This is a genomic window from Parafrigoribacterium soli (assembly GCF_040227235.1).
Classification (GTDB): Bacteria; Actinomycetota; Actinomycetes; order Actinomycetales; family Microbacteriaceae; genus Parafrigoribacterium_A; species Parafrigoribacterium_A soli.
The window spans coordinates 490,042-508,093 of sequence record NZ_JBELNZ010000004.1; the positions used below are offsets into that span (position 1 = coordinate 490,042).

Genomic DNA, 18,052 nt, shown 5'->3' on the forward strand with positions numbered 1-18,052 from the left:
GTACGAAACATGACAACCTAGTTGTCTTATCGACGACTCACTCCAGGAGGCTCCCATGACTTTCGACCACGCAACGATCCCCGAGGTGCGGCACGCCACCGCGGAGGTCAACGGCACACAGCTGCACTACGTGACCGCCGGCGACCACGGAACTCCGGTGCTCCTCGTGCATGGATTCCCGGAGACCTGGTGGGCCTTCCGCGGGCTCATTCCCCTTCTCGCCGCCCACCACCGCGTCCATGCGGTCGACCTTCGCGGCTTTGGTGACTCGGCCGTCGCCGACGACGAGTACTCAAGCGCGGTCGCCCGCCGAAGACCTCCACGCGCTGGTCGAGCACCTCGCTGTCGGGCCGATGCACGTGGTGGGCCAGGATGTCAGCGGCGGCCTGGTCTACCGCCTCGCGGCCGCGCATCCGGGCGACGTCGCGAGCCTCACTGCCGTCGAGGCCGGCCTGGCGGGGTTCGGAGCGGAGAGACTCGCAGACGTCACCCACGGCGGCGTCTGGTACCTCGGCGCCCTGGCGGCCCCCGGCGTCGCCAGCCTCCTGTTCGAGAGGCAGGCTCGCGCGTTCATCGGCGACTACCTCTACCCCTTATACGGAACCGCGATCACCGCTGACGACCTCGACGAGTTCGCCCGCAGCTACGGCAGACCCGGTGGATTCTCCGGCGCCGCGGGACTGTACCGCGGCATGCTCACCGAGGGCGAAGAGCTGCGCACCCTCGCGCGCAGTCCGCTCCGGATGCCCGTGTCCGCCATAGGGGCAGCCGGCGGCGAGTTCACCCACGCGGCCTTCAGCGCCGCATCGGGCGCGGACGTGACCGGCGTGCAGTTGGAGGGCGTCGGCCACTACGTCGCGCAGGAGGCTCCCGAACTGCTTGCGGCCACGCTGCTCGAGCTGCTCGATGATGTCCAAGAATCGGGCCGCTGATTACCTGACTTTGTGCGGCAGGGGCGGGACTTGAACCTGGTTGAAAGCGTCACGCCTCCCGTTAACTCGGATGATCAGCATGAGCACCTGCGGTCGCTGATGAGTCCGGCGGCCAGGCGCACGACAGCGCGTGTCGGCCTCCGCGCACAGCGACCGACTCTCCGTCGGGCAGGATCACGTGGGCAGGAATGCCATCCGGAGTTGAGACCTCAATATGGAAGCGGTTCCCTGCCATCCTCCACGAACACTCGATCCTGCCGTGGACACTCTCGTAGCTGCTGTCAGCCCACGTGATGCCCGGTCCGGGCTGTGGACGAAAAACCACCTCCGCATACCCCGGCGATCCGGGGCGAATGCCGCCGACGACCTGGTATATCCAGTCTGCAACCGCACCTAAGGCATAGTGATTGAAGCTGGTCATCTCACCCGCATTGATGCTCCCGTCGGGAAGCATGGAATCCCAGCGTTCCCAGATCGTGGTAGCACCCATGGTCACCGGGTACAGCCATGAAGGGCATCCGCGCTCAAGCAGCAAGCGGTAGGCGTCGTCGATGTGCCCGGTCTCGGAAAGTGCCCACGTGACGAATGGCGTTCCCGCGAATCCGGTGGTGACCTTGTACTCGTTCACTCGGACCAAGTAGGCGAGACGGTCGCCGGCCGCCTGACGATCGTCGGCGTCGAGGAGGCCGAACACAATGGCAAGTGCGTAGACCGTGGCACAGTCAGACTGCACCACGCCGTGGTCCACGTAGTGTTCGTTGAACGCTCGCCGGGTTCGACCTGCGAGCGCCAACCATCGAGCCGCGTCATCCGATTCCCCGATTTCGGCGGCTGCCTCCGCGGCGAATGTGGCCGAGCGAAAGAGACAAGCCGTGGCAACGACCGAAGGGTCGGCCTTAGCCGCTGCCGGGTCGTCTGGTGGCGCGTCGGGGTCAAGCCAGTCGCCCAACTGGTTGCCTAAATCCCATACGCCGGTCGGGGAGATGTCCTGAGCGATCGAGTCGAGGTGCCGCACCATGGCGGGGTAGTGACCGCGCAACCTTTCGACGTCGCCGTATGCGTGCCATAGCGCTTCGGGTACCCACACGCTCGCGTCTCCCCAGACTGCTGTGGCGCGATGCCAGGGCAGGCTGAAGCCATCGGGGAAGCGTGCGTACTTGAGAACATCCGGGACCACGAGAGGTACGACGTGATCCTTCGTGTGGCTGGTCTCCGCGAGCAGGTCTCGCAGCCAGCTGTCGAGAAAGTCCGAAGTGTCGAATTGGAATGAGGCCGAGGCGGCGTATGCCGCGATGTCACCGGTCCATCCGAGTCGCTCGTCACGTTGCGGGCAATCGGTCGGAACACTGAGGAAGTTGCCTTTCTGCCCCCAGACTGAGTTCTCGATGAGGCGGTTGACGAGTGGTTCGGAGCAGCGGAAGTACCCCGTGCGCTTCATCTGAGAGTGCACGACCACGGCTTCGATGTCGGCATCACGAATGTCGCCCGGCCAACCTTGAACCTCTGCATAGCGGAACCCGTGGAACGTAAAGGTTGGCTCAAACTCGTCATCGCCTCCGGAGAGCACGAATACGTCAGTGCTGTCTGCTCCACGTAGAGGGCGCGTACCCAGCTCGCCGTCTTCAAGCACCTCGGCGTGACGAATGGTGATCCGGTCGCCGGCGTTTCCTCTGACACGAAGCGCGAGCCATCCGACCAAGTTCTGACCGAAGTCGAGAATAGAGCGCCCCGACGGCGTGGTAATTATTTCGACCGGACGAAGGTGCTCGTGGCGGAGTATCGGCGGCGACATCGTCGAGGTGAGGGTCCCGCGATCAACTTCAGTGACCCTTAGCTGCAGAGGCTCTTTAGCGCCGCCTCGGAGCCGCGCGTCAATCGTTTGCCCGTTATATAGCGAATTGCGCACTGTCTCCGACAGTTCTGCAACCCAGGTTTGATCAGTGACAACATTTTGCATGTGCCCGTCTTCGAAGACGACCCTGAGAGCGGCTGCCGCTGCCAGTTCGTCACCGTAATTCGCATTTGCGCGCGCAAAGCCCAGGCCTCCGCGGTACCAGCCGTTGCCGAGTACAAGCGCGATCCGCGCCCGCCCCTCGCCCGAAGCAAGAAGGTCTGTCACGTCGAATTCCTGGTATTGGAGTCGCCATTCATATGCGGTCCATCCGGGGTTCAGCACAGAATCCGTGACGGATCGACCGTCAATTGTCGCTTCGTAAATGCCGTGCGCCGTCGCAGTAAGTCGTGCCGACCGGATCTGAGATCTGGGACGGTCCAAGGCGACGTCGCGCCAGATCCGGACCGCGGCTTCGGTAGGCGCGTCAGCCGTGACGAACATGGCGTCGGACAACGGTTGCGACACTGCGGTGGGTACCATCGATCTGTTCCTTTACGAGTGCGGACGGGTAGCGGCGAGGCGATGCACGAGCTGCGCTAGTTCGACCGAACGTGCGTCCGCCCCGCCGGGGTACTGCATGGGTGAAGGTACATAGGCGAATGCGACCTGCGTCGTTGGGTCTGCGAATGCGAGAACTCCGCCTGCGCCATCGTGACCGTAGGCGCCGACGCCTCCGAATGGCATTCTCGGTTGCGGGAGCATGAATACGGCGCCGAAGCAGTTGGCGACATTGAGTACGCGATCGAGGCCCCACGATCGTTGTACCGCCATCTGTGCAAAGACGGTCTCGGAAGCGATGGGAGCAGGGGAGGACGACAACGTTGCGGCGTACACGGCCGCAAGACCTGCTGCCGACCCGACTCCCCCAATCGCCGCGGATCCAGAGCGGCGCAGTTCTGGGATGTTTGTGCTGAGGCCGACACCGGTAGAGAACTCTGACGGAATCGCGACATTGTCGAACACGGCCGCTGCAATCGCATCCATCGCCGGGCGCGCTAAGATTTCCGCTGCCTGCTCCCCAGTCGGCTGGGCTTCGCGGACCGGCACGTATCGGTGATCCTCGGCCTCGGGCAGGCCGAGGTAGAAGTCCGCGCCCAGAGGGCGCCTGATGTGCCACTCGTAGAGCTCCTGCAGGCTTGCTCCTGTGACGCGGCGGACCAGCTCCTCCATCAGAATGCCGATCGTGACAGCGTGGTAGCCGAATGCGGAGCCCGGCTCCCAAAGTGGGCGTTGCGAGGCGAGCAGGTCCGCGGTACTCGGATCAGTCAAATCGGCAATAGTGAGTCGCTTCTCCACGACTGGGAGGCCGGTCTGGTGCGCGAGCAGGGCACCCACCGTGACGGACTCCTTACCCGCGGTGCCAAACTCGGGCCAATAGTGGGCGACCGATGCATCGAGTCTAAGAAGGTCCTGATCGAGCAGGCGGGCGAGGGTGATGGCACTTATCCCCTTGCTCGCCGAGAACACTCCCGTCAGCGAAACGTTGGACAACTCCAAACCTACGGCCATATCGACGACTGGCTCGCCTCGATGCCAGACCGCCAGTTGTGCCGACAGTCGGTCGTCAGCCTCGGCGAAGGCCAGAAGTAGCGCCGCCACTTCCTCGAAGCTCTCGTGCGTCCGCCGATATCCAGTCATGGAGCTCACACTTCCTCTTTGTGTGCAGCCCGTGGATTCTTCAGGAGGAGCCAGTCGAAGGCGACTCCCTTTGAGCCACTGACAGCCAGGCAATCTGCGACATACAGAGGTCCCGCCGAGTCGGGAGTCGGCCGATCTCCGAAGATGATCTCCGAGATTTTCAGTCCCGAGTTGTCGGGGTGACGGAAGCGCATTCGCGATCCTTTCTGGCCATATAACGAATCGGTGACCGTCGTCGCCGCGAACCGCCAATCACGTTGACGCCGTGGCGCGGCACATCTACTATGACTCAAAAGCCCGTCGATGACTAGTTTTCGTTTGGGTGCACCAAGTTCGTCTTACAAGGAGGTAAGGATGTTTGCAATTCGTCGTCGATCACGAGCGCTGGCACTAGCCACTGTCGTGATTGCGTCCATTGGCTTGGCCGGGTGCTCGTCGTCCGGCGGCTCGGACTCGAGCGGCCCAGTGACACTGACCTGGTATTCGGGTGCCGGTGTCGACGCCAACACCAACACCATGAAGGCGCTGGCCGCAGCATTCCACGAGAAGAACCCCGACATCACGATCAAGGTAGACGCCTCTGGGCCCAGTGGCTCACCGGACATCGACAATGTCATAAAGACCAAGCTCGCCACGGGATCTATGCCGGACATTTTTTGGTACAACAGCGGCTCACTTCTGTCGGCACTCAACCCGGATCAGACCATGCTGAACATCAAGGGAGAGGATTTCGTGAAGAACCTCGATCCCACTTTTGTTAAGGCCGTATCAAGTTCCAGCGGAGTGTTCGGAGTTCCAGTGCAGACCGCCGGAGGGGGCGGCATCTACTACAACATCCCGATCTACAAGGAACTCGGTCTCCAGGTTCCGAAGACGTGGGCCGAGTTCATGTCGAATGCGAAGAAGATTAAGGAGGCCGGTCACGTCCCGGTCGAACAGACGTATGGGGATGCCTGGACTTCTCAGATCCTGACCCTCGCCGACTACTACAACGTGCAGACCAGCAACCCCGATTTCGCGAGCAAGTGGACCAAGGGCAAGGCGAAATTTGCCACTGACCCGGCGGCCCTCAAGAGCTTCACGAAGCTTCAGGACCTCAAAGACGCCGGCTACCTAAACCCTGATTTCGCATCGGCAAAGTTCGACGACGGCCTCAAAGCAATCGCCACCGGCACAGCGGCGAATTACCCGATGCTGGGCTTTGCGCAGTCCACAATTGTCGCGAACTACCCGGACAACGCCAATGACGTAGGATTCTTCGGCGTTCCGGGCGACGACGCAAGCGAAGCCGGAACAACGGTGTGGGAGGGCTCGGCCCTCTATGCGCCCAAGAGCACCAAGTACCCCGCCGAGGTCAAGAAGTTCATGGCATTCGTGGCAAGCAAGCAAGGATGCGATGCCATCACTAAGGCCATTGGGGTGACGGGCATCTACTCCGTCAAGGACTGCACTCTCCCAGCCAGCGCGCCAAAGATCGTCCAGGACATGTTGCCGTACTTCAAGTCCGGGAAAGTCGCACCGGCCTTGGAATTCCTCTCTGCAGTGAAGGGCCCCAACTTGGCAAGCATCACCGTCCAGGTCGGATCTGGTATCTCCACAGGGAAGGAGGGCGCTGCGGCGTACGACGCAGATTCAGCCAAGCAGGCGCAACAACTCGGCCTGCCGGGCTGGTAGACCGGGCACCAATCGGCACCCGCGGGGGTTGCGAGCTTCACTCGCAGCCCCCTCCCACTGATTAGGAGCAACCGCATAATGCCGACAAAGAGCACGATGCCTCAGGAATTGCGAACCGTATCCCGACGGCGTGTTCGCGCGGGTAAGAGTCTCGACGGGCGTCTCTACCCGCGATGGTTCTTCCTGCCTGGGGCACTAATCTACGCGGTGCTGTTCATCACACCAACGTTTGCCTCGTTCTATTTCGCATTCACTCGGTGGACGTTCTTCAACGTTCAGTTCATCGGGTTCGACAACTTCGTCACGTTCTTCAGCGATCCGCAACTGAGCAAGGGATTCGTCAACACGCTGATCTACGGTGTCCTGACGTCGGGCTTCAAGGTTGTCATCGGTCTTGCACTCGGGGTGTTCCTCACCTCGAATGTCCTGGCACGCGGCTACCTGCGAGCGGTCATCTTCTTCCCGGTGCTGGTCAGTACCGTGGGAGTTGGAATCACCTTTCAGGCGCTCATGAATCCAACCACGGGAATCATCAACCGTTCTCTTGCCGCCATAGGCGTTCAGGGTCCGGGATGGCTCACGGATCCCCATCTCGCGCTTTTCTCCATCATCGGAGTCGACATCTGGAAGGGTGTTGGACTTGCAGCTCTCATCTATATAGCTGGAATGGTGTCGATCCCGCGCGAGTACTACGAGGCGGCAACGGTCGATGGCGCTGGAGCGTGGAACACGTTCTGGGACATCACTCTTCCCTTGGTCAGGCCGGCAACAACGACCGTGATCATCCTCTCGCTCATTGGGGGTCTGCGGTCTTTCGAGATCATCTGGGCGATGACCGGCGGCGGGCCCGGGTTCTCCAGCGATGTCGTTGCGTCCGTCATCTACAAGCAATACGCGGCAGGATTTTACGGGTTGTCCACTGCGGGCAACGTCGTGCTGTTCGGCCTCGTGGCTATCGTGATCTTCCCACTCTTCTGGTGGCTCAACCGAAAGCAGACCGACCTATGATCCTGCGACCCGCAACCCGTCACATCATCGGCGTAGTGGCCATCGTGATTTCCGCTGTCATCTTCTTGGTACCGTTCGCGTTCGTCGCCGTCCAGTCGCTCAAGAGCACGCCCGCAGCTGCCGACCTCAGCTTTTCCTGGCCTACCCAAATAGTGCTTTTCGACAACATCGCTAAAGTGTTCCAGGCGAATGACCACCAGCTGATTCTCGCCTTTTGGAACAGCCTCCTGCTCACGGTCGTCTCCGTCACGATCATGGTCGTCGTCTCCGCGATGATTGGTTGGGTCCTCGCTCGTCGACCTTCGCGCCTGAATCCGTGGATCAGCTTCCTCATACTCGCCGGCCTGATCGTTCCACCCGCCATCGTTCCCACAGCATGGGTCATGCAACGAATCGGGATCTTCAATACCATCGGGGGTTTAGCACTGGTCGAGGTGGCCTACGGAATGGCGTTCTGCGTCTTGCTCTTCCGGGCTTTCGTATCGACGATTCCACGTGAATTGGATGAGGCGGCCGCCATCGACGGGGCGGGCCCTATTCGCCTGTTCTTCCGGATAGGACTTCCCTTACTCCGAAGCGTCGTTGTCACGGCCATCGTGGTTCAATCGGTTGCGGTATTCAACGACTTCGCGAATCCCCTTTACTTCCTCCCCGGCTCAGAGAACGCGACAGTCCAACTGACGCTATTCAACTTCCAGAGTCAATTTCAGACATCCTGGAACCTACTGTTCACGAATATTCTGCTCATCACCATTCCCCCCTTGGTGATGTACATCTTCTTCAACCGTCAGATTGTGGCCGGGCTGACATCCGGTTCCGTCAAGGGGTAGCGTCCGCCGGTCGCGCCTGTCGCCGAGTGCCGAGTATCGCGTTCAGTTGATCGAGACGAGCACCCATGTCTACCTGTTCGCGATTCAAGAGCCATTGAATCTGGAGCCCATCGGCTACGGCGATAAAGAGGGTCGCGAGACCATGAGCGTCCAGAGATGGGTCGAGCGATTCGCCTCCTTGTTTGCGCACGATGTCCGCAGCGATATCCTCTCGAAGCTTCTCGTACCGCTCCATAAAGAACTGGCGCGACGAGCTTTCCGGGTCGGTGCTCTCTGCCGACATGGCGACGTACAAGCGCACTAGGCCGGGCTCTAGCGCGTTGTGCCCGATGATGTCAATCAGGCCTTCCAACGTGACGTCGTGTGCGGCCGTCTCGTTGTAGAACACACCATTCCGTTCGTCGCGCCGCCGGAGTACTTCGAGGAATAGGTCCTCTTTCGTCTTGAAATAGTGCAGCAAACCTGCCTGGCTTAGCCCCGCGCGACGTGCAATCTCCCGGAATGAGGTGCGGTCATATCCCGACTCCGTGAACACCTCAATCGCCGTCTCCACGATCTCCGCACGCTTCGCCTCCCCCTTGGCATATGGACCTCGTCGTGACACGCTGTCAGCTTAATCCACGGCCCGCGGAGGACCGGCTAGGCGCGGCGACTGGTCCAGTCCAGCCGTGATGACATACGGGTCGCGCCGTTCGGCGCGCTGTGCCGATGTGGTCAGAGTGCTCGGTGTGAAGCCTACGCAACTCATGAACACCGACGATTAACGGCTAGTCGACGCAGGCCATGAGAGTGTAGCTAGAGGCCCGGCAGCACTGATCCTAGACCATATCTTGCGGTAGCGGGGGCGGGACTTGAACCCGCGACACCACGATTATGAGCCGTGTGCTCTAACCACCTGAGCTACCCCGCCGCATGCCTTCCTCGCGGAGGCCGCTTGCGCGACATCCGATTGGAGAGCAGAGCCCCCTGTGGGAATCGGACCCACTACCTCTTCCTTACCAAGGAAGTGCTCTACCAATGAGCTAAGGGGGCGGACGCCATGACGCCGGCCACCCGGAGCCGTTTTGGCACCGTTAGAGAATAGCATCCCCCGGTCGCCCAGCCACGCATCCGCTGCCGCTCCGAAATACCAGTTCTGGCCGCTATCCGCCGGGAATAGCGGCCGAAACTGGCACCTCACGCGAAGCACGTCACCCGAACTGGGTCAGGCAGGCGCTGCAAGCGCTTGCATTCGAGACAGCCGGATGCAATAGGGTTTTCGGGAGACATCCCCGGACGCCCATAGAGAGTGCGATTTTGCCTACACAGCACGAGAATTCAGCCGCGCCCAGCTCCGCCGACGGCGCGAGCAACCCCGCCATCACCGTGCCGCAGTCGAGCGGCACCGAGTGGTGGCGCTCCGCCGTGATCTATCAGGTGTATCCGCGCTCCTTTGCGGATGCCACGGGCGACGGCATGGGAGATCTGGCCGGCATCATGAAGCGGCTGCCTTCGCTCGCAGCTCTCGGCGTGGACGCGGTCTGGCTCTCGCCCTTCTACACCTCCCCGCAGAAGGATGCCGGCTACGACGTCGCCGACTACTGCGACGTCGACCCGCGTTTCGGCACGCTCGAGGACTTCGATGCACTGGAGAAGGAAGCCCACGAGCTCGGCCTCAAGCTCATCGTCGACCTCGTTCCCAACCACTCCTCCGACCAGCACGTCTGGTTCCAGGAGGCCCTGGCCGCGCCAGAGGGCAGCCCGGAGCGTGCGCGCTACCTCTTCCGCGACGGCACGGGCCCGAACGGCGACACCCCGCCGAACAACTGGCAGTCGGTCTTCGGCGGCGACGCCTGGACCCGCGTCACCCGTCCAGACGGCACCCCCGGCCAGTGGTACCTGCACCTCTTCGACACTTCGCAGCCCGACTTCGACTGGCAGAACCCCTGGGTGCGCGAGCAGTTCCTCGACATCCTGCGCTTCTGGCTCGACCGCGGCGTCGACGGCTTCAGGGTGGACGTCGCCCACGGCCTGATCAAAGAGGCCGGACTCCCCGACTACACGGGCCCGGTGGATGCGGGCAGCATGGGCGGCACGGGTCGGCCCACCACCCCCGGTGACGACGCGGACCCCGCGGCGGAAGAACCCACTCCTCCCTATTGGGCGCAGGACGGCGTGCACGAGATCTATCGCAGCTGGCGCGCACTGCTCGACAGCTACCCTGGCGAGCGCGTGCTTGTCGCGGAGGCCTGGGTCGAGCCGCTCAGCAAGCTCGCCAACTGGGTGCGTCCCGACGAGATGGACCAGGCCTTCAACTTCGCCTACCTGAGCACCACGTGGCATCCCGGCGACATCCGCGCGGTCATCCACGACTCTCTGCAGGCCTTCTCGAGCGTCGGCGCGCCGAGCACGTGGGTGCTCTCCAACCACGACGTCATCCGGCACGCCACGAGGCTCGCGATGACCGCCGAGGTTCCTCAGGGCGACGGCATCGGCCCGGACTCCGTGGCCAAGCCGCTGCCGGCGCTCGGCTTGCGCAGAGCCCGCGCCGCGACCGCCCTCATGCTGGGCCTGCCGGGCAGCGCCTATCTCTACCAGGGCGAGGAGCTCGGCCTGCCCGAGGACGTGACGCTGCCCGATTCGGCCAGGCAGGACCCCACCTGGTTCCGCACGAACCACGAGCGCTACGGCCGCGACGGATGCCGGGTACCGATTCCGTGGGAGGCCACGGCACCGGCCTACGGCTTCAGCCCGAGCGGCAAGAGCTGGCTGCCGCAGCCGGCGGACTGGGCAGACTTTGCGAGGGACGGTCAGGACGGCGTGAGCGGTTCGACACTCGAGCTGTATCGCCTCGCGCTCAAGCTCCGCGCGCAGCACGACCTCGGCCTCGGCTCGCTCGAGTGGCTTCCCGGCTACGCGGATGACGTGCTCGCCTACCGCAACGGACAGGTCACGGTCGTCGCCAACCTCGGGTCCACCGACGTGGAGCTGCCCGCGGGAACGCTGCTGTGCGCATCCGAAGAACTCAGTGAAGGAAGGCTGCCGAGCGACACCACCGCCTGGCTGCTCGCCTGAGCTGGCGGATCAGTTCGTGTTGGCCTTCAGCCAAGCGAAAGGATCGACGGGCACGCCGTTAACGTGGATCTCGAGGTGCAGGTGGGCTCCGGTCGACGCGCCCGTGCTGCCGACGAGACCGAGTATCTGCCCCACCTCCACGGTTTCACCCCTGCTCACGATGATCGTGCCGGTCTGCATGTGCGCGTAGACGCTCTGCACCTTCTGCCCGTTGAGCACGTGATCGATGACGACATGTTCGCCGAGCCCACCGGCGTCGCTCCTGACCAGGCTCACGACCCCCGTGGCGATGGCGCCGATCGGGGTGCCCGCGCCCGGAATGAAGTCGACGCCCTCGTGGAATGACGAGCATCCCGAACACGGAGCGAGCCGGTCCCCGAATCCGCTGGCGATCGGAACCGTGATCGGGAACGGCCACTGGATGCTGCCGCCGGGGTTGGCACGGTAGGCGTAGCTGCGACTCGCGTACTTTGCTCGAAGCTGCTCGACGCGCGACGTCACGGTGTACTCGTCGCGAGGTATGGGCGTGACCTCCGCGGTCGACTCGGATGCGAGGCCCTGAAGTTCACCCGCGCTGCGCGGCACGGCAGACACGACCTGGCCCTGAGGGTAGAACGCCGCCGCCGGCACCGAGACGGCCACAACGAATGCGACGACGCCGACCATGGCGGCAAGACCGGTGAGCCGGGCGGCAACGCGGCGCACTAGACCGATGCGAACGTCACGAGTCGAGCGCGCGCGACGACCGAGCGAACGCTCTCGAAGGGAATCGTCACGCGTCATCGCGTCTCGCCCTCCCCGGCATCCGCTCTGCGAGGTTGGCGCAGACTCAGCACAGGTTACCGAATCGAGCTCGTGCAGGCCAGCCCGGCGGATGCCACGACTAGTTTGCGTTTGCCTTCAGCCACGCGAACGGGTCAACCGGCACCCCGTTGATGTGGATCTCGAGGTGCAGGTGCGCCCCGGTGGACTCGCCCGTGCTCCCGACCTCGCCGAGCTTCTGCTGAACCTTCACGTGGTCGCCGACGGCCACCGCGAACGTACCGTCGAGCATGTGCCCGTAGACACTCTGCACCTTCTGGCCGTTGATCACGTGGTCGACGATGACGTGGTTTCCGAGGCCGGCGTGCGAGGCGATGACCGCGCTGACCACGCCCTCCGTGATGGCGCCGATCGCGACGCCACGGCCGGGCGTGAAGTCGACGCCCTCGTGCATCGAGGAACAACCGCCACAGGGTGCGATGCGGGGGCCGAATCCGCTGGAGATGGGGACCGGAACCGGGAACGGCCACTGGATGGTGCCGTTGATGTCGTTCGTGTAGCTATAGATGCGACTGCCGTACTTGAGCCGCAACTGCGCGGCAAGGGAGCTGATCGTATACGTGTCGCGGCTCGAGGCAGGCTCGACGGCGGTGGACGCGACCTGCATCGACTGCGAGGCCGAGCTCACGGACTTGATCGAGTCCTGGGTGGCATCGGAACCGCTGTAGAAGGCGTTCGCCGGTATCGAGGTCGAGATCATGATGGCGCCGACTCCGAGCATCGCGCCGACGGAGAAGAGCTTGGAGAAGAAGGTGCGACGGTTTCGTGTGCTGCGGGGAACCCTGCGAGCGGGGGCCGTCGTGGACGCGACGCGTGTGACGATGGGCCCGCGCGCCTTGAAGCCTCGGGGTACGCGCGGCGCTTTGGCTACCTTGCCCTTGCGCACCGCGGTCTCAAGCGCCACGGTCTCAAATGCGGGAGCGACCGCCGGGACCGCCGCCGCTCGATTGCGGAGTTCGCGGCGAGTAAGCGGTGCATGCTCCACCGGAGTGTCTGCTGCGGTGTTCATTCGCGCATCCGCGAGGTCGTCACCGTCGGTTCCAAGGTTCCAGTTGAAGTCGCCCAACTCTTACGGCACCTCGCACGCCGGAATGCTGGTCGCGCAGACTTGAGCGCGAACAGGGGTAAGCGACATAAAAGTGTTCTCCTTGGATGAAACGTAGGACTACGACGATGACTGTGCACGCACGGGGGCACACGGGGGTGTCATCTCGCAACCTCTTTGTAACGAATTCATAAAGAATAAACCATCACTGCACGCCTGCCAACCCCGAAAATGTCAAGGGGTTGTCACATACCCATTCCGAGCAGTGCTTCCTCGATTTCTTCGGCGAGTTGAGGCTGTGCCGCGAGCAGAAAGTCGCCCGTCGCGGGGGCTCCGCGCCGTCCACGCACGGCGGCGCCGGCCTCCTTCGCGACCAGGGCACCCGCGGCGTGATCCCAGGGCTTCAGCCCACGCTCGTAATACGCGTTGAGTCGCCCGCAGGCGACAGAGCACAGATCGAGGGATGCCGTGCCGATGCGCCGAATGTCACGCACCTCGCCGATGAGTTGAGCCACGATCGCGGCCTGCGTCAGCCGCTGCTCGGCGCTGTAAGAGAAGCCGGTTCCCACGAGGGCCTGCGAGAGCCCGGGGTTCGGAGCCACCCGGATGGGCTGCTCCCCCAGGAAGGCGCCGCCGCCATCCGTCGCCGTGAAGACCTCGCCGATCGCGGGGTTCACAACCGCAGCGGCGAGCGCGTGCCAGGTGGCCGGGTCCGGATCACCCTCCACGACGGCGATGCTCACCGCGTAGAAAGGGATTCCGTAGAGAAAGTTGACGGTGCCGTCGATCGGGTCGACGAGCCAGGTGAGGCCGCTCGTGCCCGCATCCGCACCGCTCTCCTCCCCGAAGAAGCCGTCGCCCGGCCGCGCCTGGGCGAGCAGCGAGCGGATGAGCGCCTCAGACTCCCTGTCGGCGTGCGTGACGATGTCCTCCGGCGATGACTTGCTTGCGGCGACCTCCACGCCCTCGGCGCGGCGCTGGTGCACCAGGCGGCCAGCGGCGAGCGCCACGTCTCTCGCGATGTCCAGCAGCTCAGCATTGCCCGTGGTGCCCATGGTGCTCCCTCGTTGATCCGACACAGCACAAAGGCCCGGCGCTGAGTGATCAGACCGCCGGGCCCGTGGCAGTGGTGGCAAGTGCCGGATTCGAACCGACGAAGTCTAAGACGGCTGATTTACAGTCAGATCCCTTTGGCCACTTGGGTAACTTGCCAGACGCCGCCGACCACATGTAATCATCTGACCGAAGGCGCAGCGTTAAGAATACAGGGTGCGGAGCGGTCAGAAAATCGCCCGCGGCGAAACCGGCCGTTAGGATTCAGCCGGAGGGATCATGCCGAGCATTCAGGACGTTGCGGACCTCGCCGGTGTGTCCACGGCGACGGTCTCCCGAGCGCTCAGCGGCAACGGCACGGTATCCGCCGCGACCCGGGAAAAGGTCGCGGTGGCCGCCGGCGAGCTCGGCTATGTAGTCAGCTCGAACGCCTCGAGCCTCGCAACCGGCCGCACCAAGAACGTCGGTGTCGTCATCCCGGTGCTCAGCCGCTGGTTCTTCAGCACCGTGCTCGAGGGCGCGGAGCGCGCCCTGCTCTCGAACGGCTACGACCTCACCCTCTACAACCTCAGCGGCGGCGGCGAAGAACGCCGCAGCGTCTTCGAGCACTTCCTGCTGCGCAAGCGAGTGGATGCCGTGATCGCGCTTTCCCTCGAGCTCACCGCCGGCGAGGTCAGCCGTCTGCTGGCGATGAACAAGCCGATCGTCGGCGTGGGCGGCCCGCTCCCCGGCGTGCGCACTCTCAGCATCGACGACATTGCGGTCGCACGCCTCGCCACCGAGCACCTGCTGTCGCTCGGCCACCGTTTCGTCGCGCACATCGGCGGCGGGCCCGACTTCGACTTCCACCTGCCCACCAACCGCCGGGTCGGCTATGAGGCGGCTCTCGAGGCGGTGGGCATCACGCCGGATCCGGACCTGGTGCGGGATGCCGACTTCACCATCCAGGGCGGCTACACGGCCGCGAAGCAGCTGCTGGGCAGCCCGCGCAATCGCCCCACCGCGATCTTCGCCGCGTCGGACGAGATGGCAATCGGCACCATCCTTGCGGCGCGGGATCTCGGTCTGCGCGTGCCGGAGGACCTCTCCGTCATCGGCGTCGACGACCACGACCTCGCGGACTTCTTCGGTCTCACCACCGTGGCGCAGTTTCCCGCGCTACAGGGGCAGAAGGCGGTGGAGATCCTCATGGAGGAGCTGCACCCCGGCCAGCGCACCCAGGGAGCGCTCAACACCCCGCTGCCGTACGAACTGATCGTGCGCTCGAGCACGGCTCGACCGCTTCTCTAGCCGGCGGCCTCGGTGGCGTAGCGGTTCGCGGCATCCATCACGTCGTTCAGGTACTGGTGCGAGCTGTTGTATGCCAGGATGCCGCGCTCCCAGCCGTCATGCGTGCCGAGCGTGCCCGCGGCCCGGCACAGGTAGTGCGCGGCAGCCATCGTCGCATCGAACAGGTTCTGGGGATCCTCGACGCCGTCACCGTTCGCGTCGACGTGCCAGTTGCGCCAGGAATCGGGCAGGAACTGCATCGGTCCCACCGCACGATCACCCGCGACGTCGCCATCGATGGCTCCGCCATCCGAGTCCGGGACGTTCGCAAAGCCGTTTCCGTCGAGCGCCACGCCATACAGCGGCGGGCTCAGCGTGCCGTTGGCGTCGACCGCGGTGCCGTGAATCAGCCCGTGCCGGGACTCCACCCATCCGATGCCCGCGAGCGTGTTCCACGACAGCGCACACTTCGGATTCGCCGCGGCAACCTGGAGGGTGACGCCCGCATAGGCCTTGAGCGCGGTCACCGGGATGCTCGTCTCGGCGGCCGTTCTCGTGATCCACGCGGGGTCGGCGGCATTCGTCACCCCCGGGCCCGGGTCCGCGGCGTTCGCCTCGGGCAGTGGAGCGAGCGTGGCCACAGTCGCACGTGGGGAGCTTGCGGGAAAGGGGACGGCATCCGGTGACAGGAAGGTGACGACGGCGACGATCACCAGCACGACGGCGACGGCAACCGCGACCGCCGTGACGATGATTGTTGCCGGCTTGACCATGGTGCTCCCATCATGCCGGGCCGCGCCGGTTAAACTGCTGGCATGGCAGATTCCAGCTTTGACATCGTGAGCAAGGTCGACAAGATGGAGCTCGACAACGCTCTGCATCAGGCGCAGAAGGAGATCGCGCAGCGCTACGACTTCAAGAACGTCGGCGCCGAGATCGACTGGAGCGGCGAGAAGGTGCTCGTGAAAGCCAACGCCGAGGAGCGGGCCAAGGCGGTGCTCGAGGTCTTCGAGCAGAAGCTGATCAAGCGCGGCATCTCCCTGCGCAGCCTCGACGCGGGCGAGCCGTACGCCTCGGGCAAGGAGTACCGCATCGACGCGTCGATCAAGCAGGGCATCGCCCAGGATGACGCCAAGAAGATCAACAAGATCATCCGTGACGAGGCGCCGAAGGGTGTGAAGTCCCAGATTCAGGGAGACGAGCTACGGGTCAGCTCGAAGAGCCGCGACGACCTCCAGCAGACCATGGCCGTGCTGAAGGCGGCTGACCTGGATGTCGACCTCCAGTTCATCAATTACCGGTAGCCCCATGCACACACGGGCATGGAGGACTGGGTGAGCAACGCCTGGGTGCTGCCCGCGATCGCGGTTCTGCTGGTGATCATCGATATCGGCATCAGGGTCTTCTCCGTTATCTTCGTTCCCCAGAACCGTAAGCCGCAGACGGCGACGGCGTGGCTCCTCGCCATCTTCCTGATCCCCTACGTCGGCTTCATCGTCTTCCTGCTCATCGGCAGTACGCGGCTGCCGAAGAGGCGTCGGGAGAAGCAGGATGAGATCAACGAGTTCATCCTGGAGACCACCGAGGGCATGGACGACGTCGTGCGCGACGCCACGTTCCCACCGTGGCTCGACTCGATGGTGGAGCTCAACCGCACGCTCGGCTCGATGCCACTCGTCGGCGGCAACACGGCGAAGCTGTTCACCGACTACGCGGAGTCGCTCGAGGCGATGACTGCGGCGCTCGCATCCGCCAAGCGCTTCGTACACGTGGAGTTCTACATACTCTCGCTCGACCCGACCACGACCCCGTTCTTCGACGCGCTCGAGGCCGCGGTGCAGCGCGGGGTCACGGTGCGCGTGCTGCTCGACCACGTGGCATCGCTTCGGTCCCCCGGATATCGGCGCACCATCCGCAGACTCGACTCGATGGGGGTGCACTGGCACCTGATGCTCCCGGTGCAACCGCTGCGCGGCCGATACCAGCGCCCAGACCTGCGCAATCACCGCAAGCTCGTGGTGATCGACGGGATGGTCGCCTTCACCGGTTCGCAGAACATGATCGACAGCAGCTACAACAAGCGGGGCAACATCCGCCGGGGGCTGGTCTGGAAAGACCTCATGGTGCGCTTCGAGGGGCCAATCGTCGCGGGCGTCAACGCGCTGTTCGTCACCGACTGGTACAGCGAGACGGATGAGTTGCTCACCCGCGAGGCCTCGGGAGTGCCACCCGAGAAGACGCACGATGTGATCGACGCGCAGATCGTGCCGAGCGGACCCGGCTTCGAGCACGAGAACAACCTGCGCCTGTTCAACGGGATGCTGTACAACGCGCAGGAGAAGGTGATCATCACGAGCCCCTACTTCGTGCCGGATGATTCCATGCTCTACGCCATCACGAATGCCGCATACCGCGGCCTCGACGTGCAGCTGTTCGTGTCGGCGATCGCCGACCAGCCGGTCGTCTTCCATGCGCAGCGCAGCTACTACGAGGAACTGTTGCGGGCGGGCGTGAGGATCTGGCGCTACGAGAAGCCGACCGTGCTGCACGCGAAGCACTTCACGATCGACGACGACGTGGCCGTGATCGGCTCGAGCAACATGGACATGCGCTCGTTCAGCCTCAACTTCGAGATCTCGGTGATGGTGCGTGGGCGCGACATCGTACAGAAGCTGCGCCGCATCGAGCAGAGCTACCGGGAGGCCAGCACGGAACTCTTCCTCGACGACTGGCTGCAGCGCCCGCTGCGCTCCAAGGTGCTCGACAACGCCGCCCGCCTCACCGCCGCCGTGCAGTAGCCCGATCGCACGGTCGCCGAGCCCGTCGAAGCCTT

15 protein-coding genes, 3 tRNA genes and 1 pseudogene are annotated in these 18,052 nt (G+C 63.9%); 9 read left to right on the forward strand and 10 right to left on the reverse strand.

Annotation, left to right across the window (positions count from 1 at the left end; genetic code table 11):
- Positions 1-55: 55 nt before the first annotated feature.
- Positions 56-241, forward strand: a pseudogene (locus tag ABUA37_RS13600) (alpha/beta fold hydrolase); the annotation flags it as partial.
- A 19-nt stretch (positions 242-260) separates the two neighbouring features.
- Positions 261-932, forward strand: coding sequence for an alpha/beta hydrolase (locus ABUA37_RS13605; protein ID WP_349899885.1), 672 nt, complete (start codon positions 261-263; stop codon positions 930-932).
- Between the two features lie 61 nt (positions 933-993).
- On the opposite strand, the gene ABUA37_RS13610 is transcribed toward ABUA37_RS13605, so the two are convergent.
- A complete protein-coding gene (locus tag ABUA37_RS13610) occupies positions 994-3,306 on the reverse strand; it encodes a family 78 glycoside hydrolase catalytic domain (protein WP_349899758.1) in 2,313 nt (770 codons plus the stop codon).
- 12 nt (positions 3,307-3,318) lie between these two features.
- On the reverse strand, positions 3,319-4,464 hold the full coding sequence (locus tag ABUA37_RS13615) for a serine hydrolase domain-containing protein (protein ID WP_349899879.1): 1,146 nt from the start codon (positions 4,462-4,464) through the stop codon (positions 3,319-3,321).
- Between the two features lie 354 nt (positions 4,465-4,818).
- Between ABUA37_RS13615 and ABUA37_RS13620 the strand changes: the two genes are divergently transcribed.
- The 3 genes from ABUA37_RS13620 (at position 4,819) to ABUA37_RS13630 (ending at position 7,976) form a co-directional block, all read left to right on the forward strand.
- A complete protein-coding gene (locus ABUA37_RS13620) occupies positions 4,819-6,138 on the forward strand; it encodes an ABC transporter substrate-binding protein (RefSeq protein ID WP_349899759.1) in 1,320 nt (439 codons plus the stop codon).
- Between the two features lie 207 nt (positions 6,139-6,345).
- Complete coding sequence (locus ABUA37_RS13625) at positions 6,346-7,146, forward strand: carbohydrate ABC transporter permease (protein ID WP_349899760.1); 801 nt, start codon at positions 6,346-6,348, stop codon at positions 7,144-7,146.
- 35 nt (positions 7,147-7,181) lie between these two features.
- On the forward strand, positions 7,182-7,976 hold the full coding sequence (locus tag ABUA37_RS13630) for a carbohydrate ABC transporter permease (RefSeq protein ID WP_349899761.1): 795 nt from the start codon (positions 7,182-7,184) through the stop codon (positions 7,974-7,976).
- Here the strand turns inward: ABUA37_RS13630 and ABUA37_RS13635 are convergent.
- From ABUA37_RS13635 to ABUA37_RS13645, 3 genes are all read right to left on the reverse strand, one after another.
- Entirely contained in the window at positions 7,966-8,529 is a 564-nt protein-coding gene (locus ABUA37_RS13635) for a TetR/AcrR family transcriptional regulator (protein ID WP_349899762.1), read from the reverse strand. The genes ABUA37_RS13630 and ABUA37_RS13635 overlap by 11 nt on opposite strands.
- A gap of 283 nt (positions 8,530-8,812) precedes the next feature.
- Positions 8,813-8,886 (reverse strand) — tRNA-Met (locus tag ABUA37_RS13640).
- A gap of 50 nt (positions 8,887-8,936) precedes the next feature.
- Positions 8,937-9,008, reverse strand: a tRNA-Thr gene (locus ABUA37_RS13645).
- A 327-nt stretch (positions 9,009-9,335) separates the two neighbouring features.
- On the opposite strand from ABUA37_RS13645, the gene ABUA37_RS13650 reads away from it, so the two are divergent.
- Positions 9,336-11,030: a glycoside hydrolase family 13 protein gene (locus ABUA37_RS13650; RefSeq protein WP_407075394.1), complete on the forward strand. Its 1,695-nt coding sequence runs from the start codon at positions 9,336-9,338 to the stop codon at positions 11,028-11,030.
- Positions 11,031-11,039: 9 nt separating this feature from the next.
- On the opposite strand, the gene ABUA37_RS13655 is transcribed toward ABUA37_RS13650, so the two are convergent.
- The 4 genes from ABUA37_RS13655 to ABUA37_RS13670 all read right to left on the reverse strand — a co-directional run bounded on the left by ABUA37_RS13655 (position 11,040) and on the right by ABUA37_RS13670 (position 14,109).
- Positions 11,040-11,813, reverse strand: a complete 774-nt coding sequence (locus ABUA37_RS13655; RefSeq protein ID WP_349899763.1) for a M23 family metallopeptidase — start codon at positions 11,811-11,813, stop codon at positions 11,040-11,042.
- Between the two features lie 100 nt (positions 11,814-11,913).
- Complete coding sequence (locus ABUA37_RS13660; RefSeq protein WP_349899764.1) at positions 11,914-12,918, reverse strand: M23 family metallopeptidase; 1,005 nt, start codon at positions 12,916-12,918, stop codon at positions 11,914-11,916.
- 224 nt (positions 12,919-13,142) lie between these two features.
- On the reverse strand, positions 13,143-13,952 hold the full coding sequence (locus ABUA37_RS13665) for an inositol monophosphatase family protein (RefSeq protein WP_349899765.1): 810 nt from the start codon (positions 13,950-13,952) through the stop codon (positions 13,143-13,145).
- Between the two features lie 72 nt (positions 13,953-14,024).
- Positions 14,025-14,109 (reverse strand) — tRNA-Tyr (locus ABUA37_RS13670).
- A gap of 120 nt (positions 14,110-14,229) precedes the next feature.
- Here ABUA37_RS13670 and ABUA37_RS13675 point away from each other — a divergent pair.
- On the forward strand, positions 14,230-15,240 hold the full coding sequence (locus ABUA37_RS13675; RefSeq protein WP_349899766.1) for a LacI family DNA-binding transcriptional regulator: 1,011 nt from the start codon (positions 14,230-14,232) through the stop codon (positions 15,238-15,240).
- Here the strand turns inward: ABUA37_RS13675 and ABUA37_RS13680 are convergent.
- Positions 15,237-15,992, reverse strand: coding sequence for a lytic transglycosylase domain-containing protein (locus ABUA37_RS13680; RefSeq protein WP_349899767.1), 756 nt, complete (start codon positions 15,990-15,992; stop codon positions 15,237-15,239). The two genes, ABUA37_RS13675 and ABUA37_RS13680, sit on opposite strands and share 4 nt — an antisense overlap.
- Before the next feature lie 42 nt (positions 15,993-16,034).
- On the opposite strand from ABUA37_RS13680, the gene ABUA37_RS13685 reads away from it, so the two are divergent.
- Entirely contained in the window at positions 16,035-16,523 is a 489-nt protein-coding gene (locus ABUA37_RS13685) for a YajQ family cyclic di-GMP-binding protein (RefSeq protein WP_349899768.1), read from the forward strand.
- Positions 16,524-16,553: 30 nt separating this feature from the next.
- The gene (gene cls / locus ABUA37_RS13690; protein WP_349899769.1) at positions 16,554-18,017 is read left to right on the forward strand and encodes a cardiolipin synthase; all 1,464 of its coding nucleotides are present in this window, start codon (positions 16,554-16,556) and stop codon (positions 18,015-18,017) included.
- Positions 18,018-18,052: the final 35 nt, after the last annotated feature.